Source organism: Stutzerimonas chloritidismutans AW-1, assembly GCF_000495915.1.
Classification (GTDB): domain Bacteria; phylum Pseudomonadota; class Gammaproteobacteria; order Pseudomonadales; family Pseudomonadaceae; genus Stutzerimonas; species Stutzerimonas chloritidismutans.
Map to the genome: position 1 here is coordinate 39,154 of NZ_AOFQ01000058.1, position 16,571 is coordinate 55,724.

General features: G+C 64.0%; 17 protein-coding genes and 1 pseudogene. 7 read left to right on the forward strand and 11 right to left on the reverse strand.

From position 1 onward, the window contains the following. Window positions 1–8 precede the first annotated feature (8 nt). From F753_RS43790 to F753_RS43825, 8 genes are all read right to left on the reverse strand, one after another. Window positions 9–572 carry a S26 family signal peptidase gene (locus tag F753_RS43790; RefSeq protein WP_023446498.1) on the reverse strand — a complete coding sequence of 188 codons (564 nt, stop codon included), beginning with the start codon at window positions 570–572 and terminating at the stop codon, window positions 9–11. Further along, window positions 569–1,078 carry a DUF2840 domain-containing protein gene (locus F753_RS43795; protein ID WP_245218671.1) on the reverse strand — a complete coding sequence of 170 codons (510 nt, stop codon included), beginning with the start codon at window positions 1,076–1,078 and terminating at the stop codon, window positions 569–571. The genes F753_RS43790 and F753_RS43795 overlap by 4 nt, the downstream gene beginning before the upstream one ends. Before the next feature lie 20 nt (window positions 1,079–1,098). Next, window positions 1,099–1,350: a hypothetical protein gene (locus tag F753_RS43800; RefSeq protein ID WP_031298202.1), complete on the reverse strand. Its 252-nt coding sequence runs from the start codon at window positions 1,348–1,350 to the stop codon at window positions 1,099–1,101. Next, window positions 1,347–1,985, reverse strand: coding sequence for a ParA family partition ATPase (gene parA, locus F753_RS43805; RefSeq protein WP_023446501.1), 639 nt, complete (start codon window positions 1,983–1,985; stop codon window positions 1,347–1,349). The genes F753_RS43800 and parA overlap by 4 nt, the downstream gene beginning before the upstream one ends. Before the next feature lie 241 nt (window positions 1,986–2,226). After that, window positions 2,227–3,060, reverse strand: coding sequence for a replication initiator protein A (locus F753_RS43810; RefSeq protein ID WP_031298203.1), 834 nt, complete (start codon window positions 3,058–3,060; stop codon window positions 2,227–2,229). A gap of 26 nt (window positions 3,061–3,086) precedes the next feature. Further along, window positions 3,087–3,383 (reverse strand): helix-turn-helix domain-containing protein, encoded by a 297-nt coding sequence (locus tag F753_RS43815; RefSeq protein ID WP_023446503.1) that lies wholly within the window; start codon window positions 3,381–3,383, stop codon window positions 3,087–3,089. Between the two features lie 84 nt (window positions 3,384–3,467). Next, complete coding sequence (locus F753_RS43820; protein ID WP_023446504.1) at window positions 3,468–4,259, reverse strand: DUF2285 domain-containing protein; 792 nt, start codon at window positions 4,257–4,259, stop codon at window positions 3,468–3,470. Between the two features lie 271 nt (window positions 4,260–4,530). Continuing rightward, window positions 4,531–4,881, reverse strand: coding sequence for a DUF2958 domain-containing protein (locus F753_RS43825; protein ID WP_023446505.1), 351 nt, complete (start codon window positions 4,879–4,881; stop codon window positions 4,531–4,533). A gap of 296 nt (window positions 4,882–5,177) precedes the next feature. Between F753_RS43825 and F753_RS43830 the strand changes: the two genes are divergently transcribed. After that, window positions 5,178–5,468, forward strand: a complete 291-nt coding sequence (locus F753_RS43830; protein ID WP_023446506.1) for a helix-turn-helix domain-containing protein — start codon at window positions 5,178–5,180, stop codon at window positions 5,466–5,468. A 47-nt stretch (window positions 5,469–5,515) separates the two neighbouring features. On the opposite strand, the gene F753_RS43835 is transcribed toward F753_RS43830, so the two are convergent. Together F753_RS43835 and F753_RS43840 are read right to left on the reverse strand one after the other, a co-directional pair. Then, window positions 5,516–5,824 (reverse strand): DUF736 domain-containing protein, encoded by a 309-nt coding sequence (locus F753_RS43835; RefSeq protein ID WP_031298204.1) that lies wholly within the window; start codon window positions 5,822–5,824, stop codon window positions 5,516–5,518. 626 nt (window positions 5,825–6,450) lie between these two features. Continuing rightward, window positions 6,451–7,107, reverse strand: coding sequence for a TetR/AcrR family transcriptional regulator (locus F753_RS43840; RefSeq protein ID WP_023446508.1), 657 nt, complete (start codon window positions 7,105–7,107; stop codon window positions 6,451–6,453). 122 nt (window positions 7,108–7,229) lie between these two features. Here F753_RS43840 and F753_RS43845 point away from each other — a divergent pair, with 122 nt between their 5' ends. The 6 genes and pseudogenes from F753_RS43845 to F753_RS50375 form a co-directional block, all read left to right on the forward strand. Continuing rightward, entirely contained in the window at window positions 7,230–8,231 is a 1,002-nt protein-coding gene (locus tag F753_RS43845; protein ID WP_023446509.1) for an HlyD family secretion protein, read from the forward strand. Next, window positions 8,228–10,021 (forward strand): ATP-binding cassette domain-containing protein, encoded by a 1,794-nt coding sequence (locus F753_RS43850; protein WP_023446510.1) that lies wholly within the window; start codon window positions 8,228–8,230, stop codon window positions 10,019–10,021. The genes F753_RS43845 and F753_RS43850 overlap by 4 nt, the downstream gene beginning before the upstream one ends. Then, the gene (locus tag F753_RS43855; protein ID WP_023446511.1) at window positions 10,018–11,154 is read left to right on the forward strand and encodes an ABC transporter permease; all 1,137 of its coding nucleotides are present in this window, start codon (window positions 10,018–10,020) and stop codon (window positions 11,152–11,154) included. The genes F753_RS43850 and F753_RS43855 overlap by 4 nt, the downstream gene beginning before the upstream one ends. A 4-nt stretch (window positions 11,155–11,158) precedes the next feature. Next, a complete protein-coding gene (locus F753_RS43860; protein WP_023446512.1) occupies window positions 11,159–12,274 on the forward strand; it encodes an ABC transporter permease in 1,116 nt (371 codons plus the stop codon). Between the two features lie 14 nt (window positions 12,275–12,288). Beyond that, window positions 12,289–13,818 (forward strand): efflux transporter outer membrane subunit, encoded by a 1,530-nt coding sequence (locus F753_RS43865; protein ID WP_023446513.1) that lies wholly within the window; start codon window positions 12,289–12,291, stop codon window positions 13,816–13,818. A 337-nt stretch (window positions 13,819–14,155) separates the two neighbouring features. Continuing rightward, window positions 14,156–14,269 (forward strand): annotated as a pseudogene (locus F753_RS50375) (DUF7740 domain-containing protein); the annotation flags it as partial. A gap of 242 nt (window positions 14,270–14,511) precedes the next feature. Here F753_RS50375 and F753_RS43870 read toward each other — a convergent pair. Continuing rightward, window positions 14,512–16,536 (reverse strand): ParB/RepB/Spo0J family partition protein, encoded by a 2,025-nt coding sequence (locus tag F753_RS43870; RefSeq protein WP_023446515.1) that lies wholly within the window; start codon window positions 16,534–16,536, stop codon window positions 14,512–14,514. Between the last annotated feature and the right edge of the window lie 35 nt (window positions 16,537–16,571).

Consider the following 16,571-nt stretch of genomic DNA (forward strand, 5'->3'; position numbering starts at 1 on the left):
GGTACCCATCATCGGCCCGTCTCCAGCCAGAGCGAATGCGCAACGCCGAGCACGGCGGAGGCGGCAATTGGCCCAAAATAGCGACTGTCGAACGACGCAGGATTGGTCGTACTCAGCAGGAACAGCTCTCCGGGCCGAAGTCGGCGACAACCCGGCCAGGCCCGCAATGACCGGCCCATTCGATCGGTATGCAATGCGACGGCCACGGGCACGCCGTCGATGCGCACAGATCCATCAGTGACACACACTTCCTGCGGCGCAACCGCCCCCACACGCTTGAGCAACGGGATGCCCGCTGGCAGGTAGCCACGCTGCTCGGCAAACACTGCGAGGGGGGCCGGGAGGCAGATCAACACGATGCTGCCAACCAGCGGGGAGTCGGTCTGTCGCCACAGAGGATCGACGTGATACCAGCCGACCGGCACGCTGTCCGAAGCGTTGTAGACGACGCGGGCATCGGGCTGCACGAATGACGCCCAAGCGAGCGCAGCCAGGCCGCAGGCGGTCAGACCCGCCAGCGCGATGCGGGCGCGCAGGCGCGAGCGAGGACGAGTGGCGGCGACGATGGTCATGACAGCAGCCTCCCCGTCAGCCAGGCTGCATGCCGCTCGGCCGTGTACGCTGGCAGCGGCAGGCGCGCGGCGAGCCGGTTGCCCAACGTGCGCCAGTACGCGGGCGAAACGGCGCCCGGCGCGATGCCCAAGGCCTCGATAGCGTCGATCTGTGGAAGCACGGCGCGCACGGCTGGCTCGCTCTCGGCGTGCAGCAGCAGTCGCGCGCCCGGCAGCACGCCGGGGATGCGCTGTGCCGCGTCCAGCGACGTGCAAGCCTGCATCACCATGAGCTGCCAGCGGATCGTGCCGTAGTCGTTGGCCTGCCAGCGGATGCGGCAGAAGACGACACCCGGCAGGAACATCGCGACACGTCGCCAATGGTCCAGGCGGGTGATACGCGCCGGCTCGCCGAAGCGCAGGTAGAGCTTGATGCGCTGCTCCACGTAGGCGAGCGAGACGCGAGTCAGTTGCGCGGCATCGGTCTGGCCAGGGAGCACCATGTGCGACGGCAGCGGCGCAGGCATTGCCACCGAGGGCTGGGTATTCATGGGGTTTTCTCCGGGAACTCGCGTTCCAGCAGCACGCGCAGCAGATCTGCGACCGTCACCCCCTGGGTGAACGCCGAGACCTTGATGCGAGCGCGCATTGCGGGCGTGATGTCGAGGGTCAGGCGCGCGGTGTAGAGGTCGCCTTTCTGCAGATCCGTTGCGTCGCCCTGGCGAACCCAGGCCTCGGCATACGGACTCGTTGGTGGACGCGTACCGATGGCCGTGCGCTTGCCGCGCTCGGTGGTCATGGCGTCCACCGCAGCAGCTCGTCGACCAGCGCGGCGATCTCGCGCGCGGCGGCGCTGTCAGGCGCCGTCTCGCGGGCGAGCCGGCCAGCGGCCACGCTGTCGGCGAAGACGATGCGCTGGCGCACCTCGGCGCTCAGCGCTGGCAGCGGCTGATCAGCCAGGGCCTGGCGTGCCTCGCGGCCGATGATGGTGGTGCTGACGCGCCGGTTGATGACGAAGGCCGCCGCTAGCTGCGGCCGGAACACCTGAGCCTCGCGGATCAGCGCCACCATCTCGGCGCTGGCCCACAGGTCGTAGGGGCTGGGCTGCACCGGGATCAAAACGTGCTCGGCCGCCAGCAACGCTGAACGCGCCAGGGCGGCGATGCGGGGCGGGCCGTCGATGATGACATGATCGGCGCGACGCGCCAGTTCGGGTGCTTCCTGATGCAGGGTTTCGCGGGCGAGGCCCACGGCGCTGAACAATCTTGGCAGACCTCGCTGGCTTCTGCGCTGCGTCCAGTCCAACGATGAACCCTGTGGGTCGGCATCCAGCAGGATGACGTGCTGGCCGCGCATCGCCAGCTCACCGGCGATGTGGGTGGCGAGCGTGGTCTTACCGACGCCGCCTTTCTGGTTGAGCAAAGCAATGATCATGGCACGGCCCTCCCTGCGGAGAGGTCGACCTGGCCGTGCCGTTTTGCGGTTGTCCACCGAAACGGCGCGCCCCTATAAAAAGTTAGAGCTTTTAAGTTAGAGAAGTTAAGGGAGCCTGGAGCCAGCGCAGGCTCTGGCTTCCAGGCGATTTCGCACGCCTGATAGCACGATAGGGACACGCCCGATAGCACGATACCCCTTACGCCTGATAGCACGAGCCCGTCCACAGGTTTTCCCGCAGTTACCCCCGTGCCGTGGGTGACACGGAGCGGAAGGTCAGCAACTCCGTGCTGACCTCCGGTATGCGCTCGATACCAAGCATGTAGCCGGGCAGCGACTGCCGCGCCACCAAGGTGCGCAGGTCGCAGGCGAAGTCGCAGAACCTCGCCGAGCTGCCAGACTTGCGGTGCAGGTGGCGGAAATCGAACTGCCAGCCGTCCGGCTGCTTGCCTCCATGCTTGCGCACTAGGCGATACAGCCAGCGCTCGATGCCGCCAGTGAGCCGGAAGTACGCCGGGTCGATGGTCAGCACCAGGGCGGCGTCCAGCACGCCCGCGTAGAACCAGTCCGGCAGGATCAGCTCGATGCCCAGCGGTATGCCGCGGGCATCGGCCAACTCCTTCCACTCGTTGATCCAGGAGAAGCGGTGTAGGCGTCGCCCTGTGGTCTCGCGAATGGAGGTGGCCACCGTGGTCGACTGCAGCCGATCCAGGGCGGCCTTGAGGCGCTGGTAGTCGCGCAGCGACACCCCGCGCCCGATGAAGCGCAGGATCTCGTAGGGCGTGGCGCGCATCAGGCGCGATGTGTGCAGGCCCGCGTCGCGCGCCGAAACAATCTGACTGGCCGCCCAGATCAGCACGTCGGCATCCCAAATCGTGGCGATGCCGTGCTCCTGCGTACCCTCCACTCGCACGGTGACACGCGCGGTGCAAAAGTCGATCGGCGTCGTACGTCGCGATTTGGCCAGCGAGAAGAATGGGTAGGCCATCAGATCCTGGCTGTCGCGCGGCGCCATGTCGCCCGGTAAAGCTCGGAACAGATCGAGCTGCTCCCGCTCCGGCATGGGGCCGGTCATGGCGGTGGCCACAGTCGCGCCGCCGATCAGCGCGCACGGCTGTCGGCCGAGTGCTGCTCGGCGTACTCGGGATCGGACGTGGCCTCGAAGCTGTGCTGGTCTGCCCAGGCATCGAGGTCGGCGACAGCGTACATGACGCGCCGGCCGAACTTGCGAAAGCGCGGACCACCGCCGATCACTCGCTGCTTCTCCAGCGTGCGCGGCGACAGGCGCAGGTAGACGGCCGCCTCGTCATTGGTCAGGTAGCGCTGCGGCTGGGCAGTGACTGCGGGTTGCAGGGACTTAGGGTGGGTGACAGCAGGTCGCACGGGAGCAGGTCGCATGAGGTGAGCCTCCATCGTTCAGGACTGCCCGGCCACACCAGCGCAGCCGGATGGAGGCAGTCTCAGAAAGGCTTGGCGGTCTGCTCAGGGTCGTTTTGCGGACTGCGCCGAACGGCCCTCCCCGCACTCGTCGAGTTGTGCCAGACGGCGATAGCCGCCGAGCATCAGCGTCCGACCGCGGCGCACCAGACGACGCACCTTCGAGCGCAGGCCACCGTCGGCGTGCCAGCCGCCGGTGACCATGGCTGCCCCAAACAGCCCCACAGCCACCTCGCGCAAGGACGCCCCCGCCAGGGTGGCATCAAGCGCTTGAAGGGTATGCAGCTCCAGCAGCACGGCTGGGCTGGGGCGGCACAGGGTCGCCGCAAACGGTGCGGCATCAGCGGCTACAGCCAGCTTGTCCAGCTCGGCCGCGAGAACGCAGTAATGTGTGCAGGGCCTGGCGCAGGCCCGCACGGCGTGGACATAGGCCATGCCCTGCTCCAGGTCGGGCGCAACGGCTAGCCGCAGGCAGCAACACGGCCAACGCGCCATCAGCAGCAGGCGCCGGCCATCATGGATCAGGCCTTTGCTGCCAGAGATGCGCCAGAAGTCGAATGCCGCGGAGTCGGGCATGGGATCGACATCGGGATAGAGGTGAATCAGCTCCGGGGGATCCGGGAACCAGGCCGGCTGCGCATCGCGCGCATCCAGGTCAGGATCCTCCAGCAGACGTAGCCCCCAGTGTTGCGCCGCCTCGGGGCGACGTTGCCGGTTATGCCAGTCGCGACGGTACTCAGGATTGCGCCGCAGGTACTCCCAGGCCAGGGCTAGATCGTCCAGGTGCAAAACATAGAGGTAGGCCGCAGCGGGATACCACTGCTCGTGATCGACCATACGGCAACCTCCCTTTGCACATGGGGCAGTCACCACGGATCGCAACGCGAGGCAGCAGATGGAAACACGTCAAACGGTAGCATCAAGACCGATTGACTCCGAAGTGTTGCGCAGCTCATCCGAATGCGACAGCGCCACCGACCATCAATGGTGCGGCACAGGGCATATCCTGCTGGCTTGAGCGGTAGGAATCCTGACCGATTTGGTCAGGCTGGCAGGGCCTAGCAGAAATAATGCCGATTGAGACCGAAGCGGTCTGAATTCGGATCGCTCAGTCGATGATTGAGCCGTTTCGCTGCGCCAGCTGGGTGTATTGAGCCAGCGTACGCGTCGCCTGGAAGTGCAGGTCGCGCATGACCGGGCGCTTGAGCGGCCCAACGATGGACGCCAGCTCGGACAGTTTCACGAAGCCCAGCGCCGGCATCCCGATACCCACGTCGCACAGACCATAGGCCGTGTCCTCATCGGCAGGGTCGAGCGCGGCCAGCAGCCAGGTCGCGTGTGCATCGGGGGTGAACAGGCGCACCACCGGGCGCTGGTCGATGGCATGGCCTGCAACCCGAGCGCGGCCGTTCACTAGCAGTTGCTCGCGCTCCGTGTCGGTGATGAGCAGCCGGGTCATGGCCGTATGCCAACCGGTGTCGATGCACGAATGTGCTTTTGTCCGGAAGCGCCAATCCGCCGATGCGGATTTGTGCATCTGATCAGAAACACAGATCCGCATGCAGGCAAATCCGTGAAGGCGCCAAGGCGTGGAAGCGGCATTGTGCAAATCGGGAAAGACACGGAGACGCCTCTGCGGTTCTGATGAAATCCGCCGATGCGGGTTTCCGTAAAAGCACGAAAGCGGCGGAAATACCGCGCAATGAGTTAAAGATAACGTGGTTTTGATTCTCCCTCGGTCGGACGCTTCTGTCCATGCAGAAGCGATCCGTTCAGCCCGGCCGACCGACCGGCTCCACCACCTTCGATGCCGAGCTGGCGCAAGCCTTCGGCGCAGCGGTGCGCGCGCTGCGAATGGAGCGTGGCATCGCGCAGGAGTCGCTGGCGAACCTGGCCGGCATCGAGCGCTCGCACATGGGCAAGGTCGAGCGCGGCGAACACATGCCCACGCTGGCGATCATCTTCAAGATCGCCAGTGCGCTCGATTGCAGTACAGCAGTGCTGATGGCTGCGACGGAAAGCCAGCTCGCTACTTCCAGGGCGTAGGCCCGCACCAGCCCCCCGCCGCAACGGGCGGGGCATCGAGGTGGCCGTCAGGCCGCCGACTTGCTGCGCGACCAGATCAGGTTATGTGTACCGTCCTCCTCAATCAGCCGGGCGTAGATCGTCGCCGGGAACGAAGGATCGTCGAGGGTCACGGACAGGTAGGGCCGCTCGGCCTGGCTGACTTTCTTCCAGGCCGCGCCGATGTCGTAGCCGCCGGCCGCCTGGATGCGGTAGTCGGGGACGTTCTCGCTGTTCCTGTCGTTGAGGACGAACTTGACCTTGACGTTGAGCGTCAGGGTGCGAACTGTGCCGGTGAAGCCGTCGTTCTGAGCGGTGAAGGTGCCGATGTTGGCTATGATGATTTCTCCTTGCGGGGTAACCAAGGTCGCGCCATCGCGTCCTTGTTGTGATCCGGCAGGCGGAGGACGGGCTGGCCGTACCGCGCAGCGGCCGCAACAGCGTGGAGGACCGGGAGGTGCACAGAATTTGTGGGCGAGGAATCCGCGCAGCGGAGGGGAAATTGTTTGCGCCGGACGGTTGCAGCCATGAAGCCCGAGGCGAAGCCGGGCCACCGCCAGGATTCACGACAAGCCAAGGACGCACCGGGCCGAACTTCCCCGACAAGGAGACAGGGCCGACTCGGTCTCTCCGCATGACGGCTCCACCGGCCTGCACCCTGACGCGGACAAGGCCAACACCCCGACGACGGGCGAGAACGCCCTTACCGCGTCCAGTGGCAACAGGCTTTAGGGGTGGGCTGGCAGGGGCTTAGAAAGGCCTAGCGGCCTGTCCGCGGCCATCCTTCAAGACCTGGAGCGGCGAACCGCCAGAGTCGAGGACGGTGCTCCCCCATGCACAACCTGTCGCATCAAGTCGGAACATAGCACCCAACGCCTTACTGTCCAAAGCTGCCATTCGTAAATGAACATGAACTAGTGGCGATCAGTCTGAAAATAACTTCGCTATAAGAAGTGGCACCTGACTATTTACCAGAAGCATACCGACGACCAGCTGCATCAAGCCCCGCCAGGGCGAAGTGGTACAGGTGATCAACAATTTCCTCACGGGGCATCTTGCTAATTTCCTGAATCGGGCCGGGTATACCGCGTCGACCGATCAGCAGCATCAGGCAGGGTGCAACTACGCTGAGCAGGCAGCGCAGCAAGGCCGGGGCGCCCATGGGAATGCCGGTGATTTCCGCGACGATGGTCATTGCCAGGGACACCTTTATCGGAACTTCCGATTGCATCAGCACCTGGAGGTGAGAAGAGGGCGCGAGGATTTCTGCGGCCAGCACGGTGAGGTGCCAGCTGTCAGCACCATCAGTTGATTTGGGCACCAATTGTTCAAGCAGGCTTCTGAGTTTTCCCGCTACCGGTAGATCGCTCTCTGCGATTTGCTGCAGCGCAGTGACGTCCAGCAGGCGGCGGTGCGCTTCCACCAGCACGGCCTGGTAGAGGCCGTCACGCCCGCCAAAGTGGTAATTGATGGAGGCCAGATCCACTTCAGCCAGAGCCGCAATGGCCTTGCTGGTGGTTTCGGCAAACCCTGCCGTACCAAACAGTGCCCCAGCCGCTTCCAGTATCCGCGTGCGGGTGACTTCGCCATCTGCACGAGCAGCGCGGGGAATTTTGCTCATTTAGCCTATTTCCATCGAACAACACCGAGGTCGATGATTTTGCTTGAGCTATAGTTTAAATTCAATTTAATCTATGGGTCGTTAGACGACTTCGTCGCCCCTTCACCTCGTGGAAACAGCCCATGAAGAAACTGCCCATCATCCTCGTGACCCTAGCCACCGTGGCGCTCGCATTCTGGGCAGGGCTGCAGTTCAGCTCCGGAAAAAAGGACGACACGTTGGTGCTGCATGGCAACGTCGATATCCGCCAGATTTCGCTGGCCTTCGATGGCAACGGCCGTATCGCCACGCTCAAAGTTGATGAGGGCGAGAGTGTGCATCAGGGCGATGTGTTGGCCGTTCTCGACACGCGCACGCTTGAGCTGCAAGCCGAGCAAGCGCAGGCGAAAATTGAGGTGCAACAACAAAATCTGAAGTTGCTGCGCAGCGGTTCACGGCCGCAGGAAATCGCCCAGGCGCGCAGTCGCACGGCCGCTGCACAAGCCGATGCAACACGCGCTGCGCAAGACCTGGCACGCCTGCAAGGCATCGCCGACACCACCAAAGGCCGCGGCGTCAGTACACAAGACTTGGACCGAGCCAAGAGCAGCGTACAGGTGGCCAGGGCCACCGTAGCTGAACGCCAAGAAGCCCAGCGCTTGACCGAGATAGGCCCCCGCCAGGAAGAATTGGCCGGTGCCGAGGCTCAGCTCAAGGCATCGCAAGCGCAACTCGCGCTGTTGCAACACCAAGTCGACCAAGGCCAACTCATGGCGCCCGCCGATGCCGTGGTGCGTTCGCGGTTGCTGGAGCCGGGCGACATGGCCACCCCGCAACGTCCCGTCCTGGCGTTGGCATTAACTCAGCCCAAGTGGGTGCGCGTGTACGTTAATGAGCCGGACCTGGGTCGCGTCAAACCTGGCATGAGCGCAAACGTATTTACCGATGCCGCCCCCGACCGGGCCATTGCCGGCACCGTGGGCTATATCTCCTCCGTGGCCGAGTTCACCCCCAAGGCAGTCCAGACCGAAGAGCTGCGTACCAGCCTGGTGTATGAAGTGCGCGTGCTGGTTAAAGACCCTGACAATTCGCTGCGCCTGGGCCAACCGGCGACGGTGCAGTTGGCAGCCGGCGCCGCGCAATGACCGACGCAGTCATCACCGTTGCGGCCGAGGGCTTACGCAAAACCTTCGAGGCGCCGGGCGGCGGCCCCCTGCATGCCGTCAATGAGATTGCCATGACCGTGCGCGCCGGTGAGCTGACGGCCTTAGTCGGGCCCGATGGTGCGGGCAAAACCACCCTGCTACGCATGATGGCGGGGCTGTTAAAACCCGATGCCGGCAGCCTACAAGTGCTTGGCATCGATGTGACGGCGCAGCCACAAGCCGCGCAAGACCGCATTAGCTACATGCCCCAGCGTTTTGGCCTGTATGAAGATTTGAGCGTGCAGGAAAACCTCAACCTGTACGCCGATTTGCATGGCGTGCCGCAGGAGGTTCGCCGCGAGCGTTTCGCCCGCATGCTGGCAATGACCGACCTCACGCGGTTTACCGATCGCCCGGCTGGCAAACTGTCTGGCGGCATGAAGCAAAAGCTCGGCCTGGCCTGCACCTTGGTGCGCTCACCCGATCTGCTGTTACTGGACGAGCCGAGCGTGGGCGTCGACCCCTTGTCGCGCCGCGACCTGTGGAAAATCGTGCAGCAACTGGTGGATGACGAGAACCTCAGCGTAATTGTCAGTACCGCGTACATGGATGAGGCCGAACGCTGCGCCAATGTATTTGTGATGCACCAAGGCAGGCTGCTGGCCGAGGGTACGCCGGCGGCTCTGACGCAAAAGGCCCATGGCTTGACCTACGTGGCGACACCACCGCCGAACGCGCCGGCTCGGGACCTGCAGGCGCGGTTGATCGATGCCCGTGAGCTAATTATCGATGCCGTGCCCAAGGGCGGCGCCGTACGTTTTATTCGCCAGCCAGACGTCGACAGCCCCGCGCTGGAAACACTGCTCGAAGGCATTGAATACCAGCCGCGCGAAGCCGAACTCGAAGACACGTTCATGATGATGCTGCGCAAGCATCACGAGGATGAGCAGGCCGCACCGGCACCTGAAGCTGCGAGCGTGGATGAAAGCGCTGGGGTAAACAATGCCCTCGAAGGAACCGACGGCAAACCCGCCATCGAGGTGCACGACCTGGTGCGCAAATTTGGCGACTTCACAGCGGTTGCCAGCACGTCGTTTGAAGTGGCACGCGGCGAGATATTTGGTTTGCTGGGCCCCAATGGCGCAGGCAAAACCACTACCTTTCGCATGCTCTGCGGCCTCCTTCCCGCCACCAGCGGCCAACTAGAAGTGGCCGGGTTGAACCTGCGCAACGCCCGAGCCCAAGCCCGTGCGCGCATCGGCTACGTGTCACAAAAATTCGCGCTGTACGGCAACCTTACGGTGCTGGAAAACCTTGAGTTTTTTGGTGGCGCGTACGGCCTGCGCGGCCAGGCGCTGGAGCGGCGTATAGCGGCCACAATTGAGCAATTCGGGCTGAAACCCAAAGCCGTCAGTGAGCTGCTGCCGGGCGGTTACAAGCAGCGTCTGGCCATGGCCACCGGCCTGCTACATGAGCCGGAAATCCTCTTTCTCGACGAGCCTACCAGCGGCATCGACCCCCTCGCCCGGCGTGCGTTCTGGCGCACCATCACCGCGCTTGCCCAGAGCGGCGTCACCATCATTATCACCACTCACTTTATGGAAGAGGCCGAGTACTGCGACCGCATCGCCATTCAGGATGCCGGCAAGATGCTCGCGCTCGGCACCCCAAGCGAAGTGCGCGAGCAGGCCGGGGACGCTGCCGGCGCCGACATGAACAGCGCGTTTATCGCCATCGTTGAACAAGGCCGTGCTGCCAGCCGCCCCGCAACCGAGGGAGCCGGCGCATGAGCAAACGCGCATTGGGTTTCAGCAGTCGTTTCACGGCGCTGTTACGCAAAGAAGTGCGGCAACTGCTGCGCGATAAAAGCAATCTGGCGGTGGGGTTGCTGTTGCCGTTAGCGCTGATTCTGCTGTTCGGTTACGGCCTGTCGTTCAACGTGGAAAACGCGCCGGTCGCGCTGGTGCTGGAAGACCACTCGGTAACGGCCCGTGATGTGGTGGCCGGGATGGAAGGCTCGAACTACCTAGAGCCGGTGTGGGTGGCCAACATGCCCGAGGCTGAGCGGTTGCTGCAGGCCGGTGAAGTAGACGGCATTGTGCGCATCCCCCTGGATTTTTCCAGGCGTTTGGCGGCCGGCGATGCACGCATTCAACTGATGCTGAATGGCGTCGACTCCACGTCCGCGTCGATCATCGAAGGCTACGTCAGCGGCGCCATTGGCGGTTGGGCACAACAGCAGGCCGACCGCAGCGGCAACAAACCGGCGGCCGGCGGCAGCGTGGAAGTGGTGCAGCGCATGTGGTTTAACGAGACCGGCGAAAGCCGCTGGTACTTGGTGCCTGGTTTGATCGTGCTGGTGTTGACGCTGATTGGTGCATTCTTGACCTCGTTGTTGATCGCCCGCGAATGGGAGCGCGGCACCTTGGAGTCGCTGTTCGTTACCCCTGTGCGGCCGCTGGAGTTAGTGCTATCCAAGCTGGCGCCGTACCTGGTGATTGGCGCTATCGATCTGGTGATGTGTTTGCTGGCCTCGTCCTTTCTGTTCGAGGTGCCGATGCGAGGCTCGCTACTCATTATCGTGCTGGCGTCGATGTTGTACTTGGCGGTTTCGCTGCTGCTGGGCTTGTACATTTCCGGCGCCACGCGCAACCAGTTTCAGGCCAGCCAGATGGCACTGCTAACCAGCTTTATGCCGGCCATGATGCTGTCCGGCTTTGTTTTCGACCTGCGCAACGTGCCGGTGGTGATTCAAGTGATTAGCCAACTGCTGCCCGCGACGCACTTTATGGCCTTGATCAAAACCTTGTTTCTGGCTGGTGACCACTTTCCCACCATTATGCGCAGCAGCGCCGTTCTCTGCCTGTACGCGGTGGTGCTGACGTGGGCCACCACCCGCACCTTGCGCAAAACGCTGGAGTGACGCCATGACTTCGTTTTTAGCCAGCCTGGCGCAGATCGGCGCCCTAGTGCGCAAGGAGCTCCTTGCGCTGATCAAGGAACCTGTCAGCCGCGTGGTGCTGATCGGGCCCGCGCTGATTCAGGCGTTGCTGTTCGGCTACGGCGCCACATACGACCTCAACAGCGCGCCATATGCGGTGCTCGATCAAAGTCATGGGCAGGCCTCCAGGGAGTTGTTGGCGCGGTTGGACGGCACCGGCGTGTTCAAACGTGCGGCCACGCTGACCACCCCGGCGCAGATCGCCACGGTGATAGACGACGGCAAGGCGCTGATGGTGCTGAGCATTCCGTCCGACTTCCAGCAGCGCTTGGCGAATCAGCAACGCGCGCCGCTGCAGGTGATTCTGGACGGTCGCAACTCGTCTTCCGCCGGCCTGGCCGGCGGCTATGTCGGCTCCATCGTGGCTGATTACAACGCCTCACTGGGCGGGGGCGCGCAGGGAATTCGTATCGAGCGCCGCGCTTGGTTCAACCCCAACCTGGAGTCCCGCTGGAACCTGATGCCGGCGCTGATAGCTTCGTTGAGCATGTTGCAGACGCTGCTGCTGGCCGCGCTGTCGGTGGCCCGTGAGCGCGAGCAGGGCACCTTCGACCAGTTGCTGGTCACCCCGCTAACGCCGATGCAGATCCTGATTGGCAAGGCGGTGCCAGCCGTGGGGATCGGGTTGCTGCAATCGACGATTATTTTTCTGGTCATCCGCTTCTGGTTTGACGTGCCCATGACCGGCTCCGTGGCCTTGCTCTACCTGGGGCTGTTCACCTTTACCGTGGCTGCCGTGGGTGTGGGACTGTCGATTTCGGCGGTGTCGCTGACTATGCAGCAGGCCATGCTCTACACCTTTTTGCTGATCATGCCACTGATGCTGCTGTCTGGCCTGCTCACTTCGGTGAAAAACATGCCGCAGGCGCTGCAAATCGCCACCTACGTCAATCCGCTGCGTTTTGGCACCAGCATCGTGCGGCGGGTTTACCTCGAAGGCGCGGGGTTAGCCGATGTAGGGCTCGACTTCATTCCCTTGCTGATAATGGGCGCCATCACGCTGCCGCTGGCAGCCTGGCTGTTCCGCAACCGACTTTCCTGATCCAGGTACCCGCCATGTCCAACTCTCAGCTGTTTCGCTTTCGCCCCGCACGCCTGGCGGTAGTGGTCTGCACCGTTGCACTGAGTGCCTGTGCCGTCGGCCCCGACGTGGTCAAACCCACGCCCGCGGCGCCGGACGACTGGACCACGTGGAGCAGTGCCGCCCCGTCGTTGCGCGCTTCCGTCAACCTCACGCAAGCGCCGCGTGCCACCTGGTGGCAAGCATTTTCCGACCCGGTGCTGGAGCGTTTGCAGGTGCAAGCCATTCAAGCCAGCCCCGACCTGAAGACCGCATCGTTACGCTTTGCTCAATCCCGTGTGCAGCGCAGTACCGTCGCCGCCCAACGTGCGCCGGAGGTCGGCCTCAGTGGTTCGGCAACCCGCCAACGCCAGAGCGAAACTGGCGCCGGTACACGGTTGATCGACGCGATAGGCGCCGGCAGCAACGCCGACGACCTGAAAAAATTGCTCGCCGAACCTTTCACCCTCTACCAAGCCGGCTTCGACGCCTCCTGGGAGCTGGACCTGTGGGGCCGCGTGAGTCGCTCCATCGAAGCTGCTGATGCCGACATCGCGCAGCAGGCCGCCTTGCTTGCGCTGGCCCGCCAGAGCCTGGCCAACGATGTGGCGCGCAACTACTTCGAACTGCGCACCACCCAGCGCCAGATCCGCCTGGCACGCGAAGACATCGCCGCCTTGGATGAACAGGTGGAGATTCTCGCCGCACGGGTGCAGGGCGGTATCCTCGACCATCTCGACCTTGAGCGCCAGCGCGCCGAGCAGGCCTCGCTCAAAGCCCAGTTTCCGGCATTGTTGGCCCAAGAAGGCGCCAGCGCCAACCAGCTCACGCTGCTGCTCGGCGAACGCCCCGGCGCGTTGCGCGACCAACTGGCGCCACTCGCTGACAACCGTCAAACTCCCTTGCCCGACCTGGCATTGGGCCTGCCCTCGGAGGTGGCCTTGCAGCGCCCCGACATTCGCGCGGCCGAGGCTGCCCTGGCCAGCGCCACGGCCGATATTGGCGTGGCACAGGCACAGCTCTATCCGAGCATTCACCTGGGCACGAAGTTTGGCTATGAGTCGTACCTGAGCGGTGAATTCACCGACTGGGGCAGCCGAACCTGGTCGATTGGGCCCAGCCTGGACCTGCCGCTGTTTGACCACGGCCGGCGTAAAAGCGTGGTGCAACTGCGCGAGCTGCAACAGCAGGAAGCCGCGGTGACCTACCAGCGCACCGTGCTCAAAGCCTGGCAGGAAATCGACGACGCCCTCAGTGCCTACAGCGCCGAGCAGCAACAGGCGCAGCAACTCGACCTGCAAGTGAAAAGCGCCGGCGAAGCCTACTCATTGGCGCAAGCGCGCTACCAAGGCGGTACGGTGGACTTCATCTCCGTACTCGACAGCCAGCGCAGCTACCTGCAATCACGCCGCAGCCTGGTCGCCAGCCAGGGCCGCCTGCGCACACGCTTCGTGACGATCAAGAAAGCAGTGGGTGCTCCAATACACGTGGTCAGCCCTGGGAGCAATGACGGGACGAAGCACTAGATCCCTGGTTTGAATCGCAAAGCACCTGACCTGGCATAAGGGGATTAGAGAGAAAGCACATAACGTCTGCCGTTGGCCAGTTTCGGGCATTGGCCAATTGCTGCTGTCGGCCAGTTCACGCCCTTCTTGACCGGCAGCTATAGATTGAAAGCGACAACGCAGGAGCTTGTCAGCCACAGGGTAAACCCCTCCTGCATTACAGTGCTCCCCCAGCAAGACTAGGAGTCGTGTAGATCAGGCGCCCAGCTTCCTGCACTTCAGCATCATGACCGCCATAGGCTCATATGGCCGAATCCTTTGGCGACAAGCAATACAACTGTAGAATGCAGCCGCCAAGCGTTGTTCCCAGCGCCTCCCCCGCAGCAAACGCGACCTGATGTTCACCGTGATGAACACTCGCGACCCCATGAAGCTGATTGAGCACATCGCTCAGCATCTGGATCTTGAATAGCACTCCCGAGCTGCCATGCAGCTAATGGCTTCGGCGCTTTTGCTTGCGCTTGTTTGAAACCGGGCACGGCAGAGTTGCCGCGCCCGGCTTTAGGCGGCGCCGGCGTCCCGCGCAGGTGCCGCCGACGGGTTGGCAGCCTGATTTCCGACCAGAGGGTAGCTGGCCTCGGGTGCTTGCCACCTATAGGGGAAACCCCGCTTACGCAACGGCGCCCCGGCTTCCTTGCCGGGGCGCTATGCACATCAGGCGGCGAGCGTGTGACCGTGAACCTTATCGTCGGCCTCTACCGACTCCGGTTCCTCCGTCACGTCCTGAACTAACTGCGACTCCGCCCCCTGCCCTACCGTGAACATGGCCGGCATCCAGCGGGTGCCTTCGACAAGCCGTTCAGCCTCGCTGGCGATGTCGGTCTTCTTGAGCTTGGCCAACTGGTTGACGTGCTTCGGTGCAAACTCTCCCACGGCCTCGAGGATCGCCGCCTTGGTGATGTGCTGAAAATAGCTCTCGGCGGTCGGCCTCCACCACGCGGCCATGTCCAGTCCCACGGCCTGGGCCAGCTCGGCTCCGGGCTGGAGCTGAGCGGCACGGAGCGTGATCACGTCGACGCTCGCCGCCACGCACACCGCGAGCAGCCTCACCAGTTCGTCCTGGGGCATCGCCAACAGCGCGGCAAACAGCTCGGCGCCGTCCTGCGGCAGCTGCTCACCCCAAGCCTGGAGCAGCTCATGCAGCGCCACGGCGGCGGGCGACTCCGGCCAGTCCGGGGCCAGACTGTCGAGCCGATCACACACGGTCTGGCGGATGCCGAGCGGCATGCTGTCGCCGTGATGTCCGATCTGCAGGACAGTTTGCACCATACCATGCACCAGTGCCGCCTGCGGGTGCCGGGCCACCTCAATCTGCAGCGCCGCAGTGCGGTGGGCGCTCAAGCGCTGCGCCAACCGGTCGGACAGACTCGCAGCCTTGGGCGGTTCGGCGACATCGCCGACATCGTCGTTCGTGCGCTCGCTGCCGCCCTGCCCCTGGCGCAGCCGCTCCAGCGTGCGCAGCGCGTTGGCCTCGGCCTCGCGCAGCAGCCCGCGATGGGTCACAGCCTCACCGCTGCGGTCGATGGTAACCACGACGCCGGCCACACTGAGCACTTCCGGGGTGTAGTCCTGCAAGGACTCACCCAGCGCGTGCAGCTCAGCGGCCATCTGCTCGCGCCGCCGCTCCAGGGCCGGCACCCTGTCTTCGTCCTCGACGTCGTAGGCGTCCTCCAGCTCGGCATCGACCTTCTCCAGCCGGGATTGCAGCGAGGCAATGCGGCGCGCTTCGCGAGTGGTCGGTTCGCGACGGGTGCGCGGCGCATTCTGGAAGGCCTGCCGATCCGCATAGCTGAACTGTGGCACGGCCTCCACCCAGGCCCAGCCCTCGGCGCGCACGTCCTCGGCCAACGCCTCCAGCTTCCCGCGCACCAGCGTTTCCAGCAACGCGGCATCGGTGAGATAGGTGCCGCTGTTGTCGTCGGCGAACAGGTCACGACGGATGCCACCGCCCGCCTCCGTGTAAGCGTCCAGCCCGACGAAGCCCACCAGCGGATGGCTTACGTCGATTTCGCGCTCCGTCAGGCGCGCCCGCAGGGCGGATGCGTTGCGTTGCCATTCCGGCGCGCCGTAGAACGCGGCCTCCTGTGAGGCGTGGTCGTCGGTGATGGTCAGGGCCATCAGTTGCTCCAGGGTGACGGTTCCGGCCCGGTAATCCGCCATCAGGCGCGGCGAGACGTTCGCCAGCTTCAAGCGGCGTTGCACCACCAGCGGAGTCACGCCGAAGTCGGCGGCGATGTCTTCGATGGGGCGGCCTTCCTTGACCAGCGCGGCGAATGCCTCGAACTGGTCGGCGGGGTGCATCTGCTCGCGCAGCAGGTTCTCGGCGAGGCTGACGGTACGGGCCGAGGCGTCAGGCACCAGCAGGCACGGCACCTCGAAATCGGCGGCCAGGCATTTCTTCTTCGCCAGCAATTTCAAGGCGGTCAGGCGGCGATCACCGGCCACCACCTCGAAATGCTCGCCATCGGCGGCGAGGATGACGACGAGGTTTTGCAGCAGGCCAATACGGGAAATGCTCGCGGCCAGCTCGTCGATGGACAGGCGCGGCGTGGTGCGCGCATTGCGTTTGGAGCGACGCGGCAGCAACTGCGCGAGCGGCAGCAACAGCAGGTTCTTGGTCGGGTCGGCCACTTGCAGGGCGGACACGCTGACAGCTTCGGTGGGGATGATCGCGTTCATGGTGGTAGCTCCATTCAAGGGATAACGACTGCGGT

Bases quoted from the DNA above. Each gene is read 5' to 3' on its own strand.
- F753_RS43790 (WP_023446498.1), bottom strand. From the start codon at position 572: ATGACCATCGTCGCCGCCACTCGTCCTCGCTCGCGCCTGCGCGCCCGC.
- F753_RS43795 (WP_245218671.1), bottom strand. From the start codon at position 1,078: ATGCCTGCGCCGCTGCCGTCGCACATGGTGCTCCCTGGCCAGACCGAT.
- F753_RS43800 (WP_031298202.1), bottom strand. From the start codon at position 1,350: ATGACCACCGAGCGCGGCAAGCGCACGGCCATCGGTACGCGTCCACCA.
- parA (WP_023446501.1), bottom strand. From the start codon at position 1,985: ATGATCATTGCTTTGCTCAACCAGAAAGGCGGCGTCGGTAAGACCACG.
- F753_RS43810 (WP_031298203.1), bottom strand. From the start codon at position 3,060: ATGACCGGCCCCATGCCGGAGCGGGAGCAGCTCGATCTGTTCCGAGCT.
- F753_RS43815 (WP_023446503.1), bottom strand. From the start codon at position 3,383: ATGCGACCTGCTCCCGTGCGACCTGCTGTCACCCACCCTAAGTCCCTG.
- F753_RS43820 (WP_023446504.1), bottom strand. From the start codon at position 4,259: ATGGTCGATCACGAGCAGTGGTATCCCGCTGCGGCCTACCTCTATGTT.
- F753_RS43825 (WP_023446505.1), bottom strand. From the start codon at position 4,881: ATGACCCGGCTGCTCATCACCGACACGGAGCGCGAGCAACTGCTAGTG.
- F753_RS43830 (WP_023446506.1), top strand. From the start codon at position 5,178: ATGCAGAAGCGATCCGTTCAGCCCGGCCGACCGACCGGCTCCACCACC.
- F753_RS43840 (WP_023446508.1), bottom strand. From the start codon at position 7,107: ATGAGCAAAATTCCCCGCGCTGCTCGTGCAGATGGCGAAGTCACCCGC.
- F753_RS43845 (WP_023446509.1), top strand. From the start codon at position 7,230: ATGAAGAAACTGCCCATCATCCTCGTGACCCTAGCCACCGTGGCGCTC.
- F753_RS43850 (WP_023446510.1), top strand. From the start codon at position 8,228: ATGACCGACGCAGTCATCACCGTTGCGGCCGAGGGCTTACGCAAAACC.
- F753_RS43855 (WP_023446511.1), top strand. From the start codon at position 10,018: ATGAGCAAACGCGCATTGGGTTTCAGCAGTCGTTTCACGGCGCTGTTA.
- F753_RS43860 (WP_023446512.1), top strand. From the start codon at position 11,159: ATGACTTCGTTTTTAGCCAGCCTGGCGCAGATCGGCGCCCTAGTGCGC.
- F753_RS43865 (WP_023446513.1), top strand. From the start codon at position 12,289: ATGTCCAACTCTCAGCTGTTTCGCTTTCGCCCCGCACGCCTGGCGGTA.
- F753_RS43870 (WP_023446515.1), bottom strand. From the start codon at position 16,536: ATGAACGCGATCATCCCCACCGAAGCTGTCAGCGTGTCCGCCCTGCAA.